At 71.7% G+C, this 1795-nt stretch carries 2 protein-coding genes; both read left to right on the top strand.

The window, feature by feature from the left end:
• Window positions 1-103: 103 nt before the first annotated feature.
• Complete coding sequence (locus E1284_RS40495; RefSeq protein ID WP_131945405.1) at window positions 104-586, top strand: cation:proton antiporter regulatory subunit; 483 nt, start codon at window positions 104-106, stop codon at window positions 584-586.
• A gap of 6 nt (window positions 587-592) precedes the next feature.
• Window positions 593-1795: cation:proton antiporter (locus E1284_RS40490; RefSeq protein WP_131945404.1), on the top strand; the 1203-nt coding region annotated here is incomplete at its 3' end.

Here is a 1795-nt window from a genome sequence, read left to right as displayed (position 1 = left end):
CTCAACTGGGATAACGACCACCGCCCCGCGCGGCCCCGCGACCCCACCGCGCCCGGTACGGTCATGTACGACCCCAGTACAGTGAGACGGAGGACGAAGCACCGTGGACGTCGAACGGACCGCTTTGCCCGGAATCGGCCTGCAGCACGTCATGACCACCGGACGCGGCCGCCAACTCGGCGTCATCTCCCACCGCACCGGACGCCGCGACCTGGTCATCTACGACAAAGAAGACCCCGACAGCTGCATCGCCACCGTCGCCCTCACCGCCGAAGAGGCCAACGCCATCGCCGAACTCCTCGGCACCGGACGCATCGTCGAACACCTCGCCGAACTCCACCGCCAGGTCGAAGGACTCGTCACCGAGCAGTACCCCATCGCCGCCGGCTCCCCCTACGACGGACGCCCCCTCGGCGACACCCGCGCCCGCACCCGCACCGGCGCCTCCATCGTCGCCGTCGTCCGCGAAGGACAGGTACTCGCCAGCCCCCGCCCCGACTTCACCTTCACCGCCGGAGACATCGTCGTCGTCGTCGGCACCGGAGAGGGCACCTCGGCCGTCGCCCAGATCCTCGCGACCGGCTGACCGCGCATGCACTCAGCCGTCCAACTCATCGAACTCGGCGCCATCATCCTCGCCCTCGGACTCCTCGGCGCCGTCTCCGTCCGCTTCTCGATCTCCCCCATCCCCCTCTACCTCATCGCCGGCCTCGCCTTCGGCTCCGGCGGCATCCTCCCCCTCACCACCAGCGAGGAATTCGTCTCCATCGGCGCCGAAGTCGGCGTCATCCTCCTGCTCTTCAGCCTCGGCCTCGAATACACCGCCGGCGAACTCGTCGGCACCCTGCGCACCAACGCCCCCACCGGCCTCGCCGACATCGCCCTCAACGCCTCCCCCGGCGTCGCCGCCGCACTCCTGCTCGGCTGGGGCCCCGTCGCCGCCGTCGCCATGGGCGGCATCACCTACGTCACCTCCTCCGGCATCACCGCCAAGGTCATCGGCGACCTCGGCTGGATCGGCAACCGCGAAACCCCCGCCCTGCTCTCGGTCCTCGTCTTCGAAGACCTCACCATGGCCGCCTACCTGCCCATCCTCACCGCCCTGCTCGCCGGCGCCGGGCTCCTCGGCGGCGCCACCGCCCTCGCCGTCGCCGCCGCCACCATCACCGTCATCCTCTACATCGCCCTCCGCCACGGAAACCTCGTCGAACGCTTCGTCGCCAGCCCCAGCGAAGAAGTCCTCCTCCTCAAAGTCCTCGGCCTCACCCTCCTCGTCGCCGGCGTCGCACAGCGCCTCCAGGTCTCCGCCGCCGTCGGAGCCTTCCTCGTCGGCATCGCCCTGTCCGGCACCCTCGCCCACACCGCGCAGAAACTCCTCACCCCCCTGCGCGACCTCTTCGCCGCCGTCTTCTTCGTCTTCTTCGGCCTGCGCACCGACCCCGGCGACCTCCCGCCCGTCCTCGGCATCGCCGCCCTCCTCGCCGCCGCCGGCATCCTCACCAAGATGGCCACCGGCTGGATCGCCGCCCGCCGCGCCGGCGTCGCCACCACCGGACGCCTCCGCGCCGGCGCCGCCCTCATCCCCCGCGGCGAATTCAACATCGTCATCGCCGGCCTCGCCGTCAGCGCCGGCACCAACCCGCGGCTCGGCCCCCTCGCCGCCGCCTACGTCCTCATCCTCGCCGTCGCCGGACCCGTCCTCGCCCGCGGCACCGAACCCCTCACCGCCCGCCTGCGCAAGCACCGCGCGCAACGCCGCGCCCCGCAGACCGACGACGACGTCCCCGTCATCACC

This window comes from Actinomadura bangladeshensis, assembly GCF_004348335.1.
GTDB lineage: Bacteria > Actinomycetota > Actinomycetes > Streptosporangiales > Streptosporangiaceae > Spirillospora > Spirillospora bangladeshensis.
This window is presented reverse-complemented; position numbering and strand designations above follow the sequence as displayed.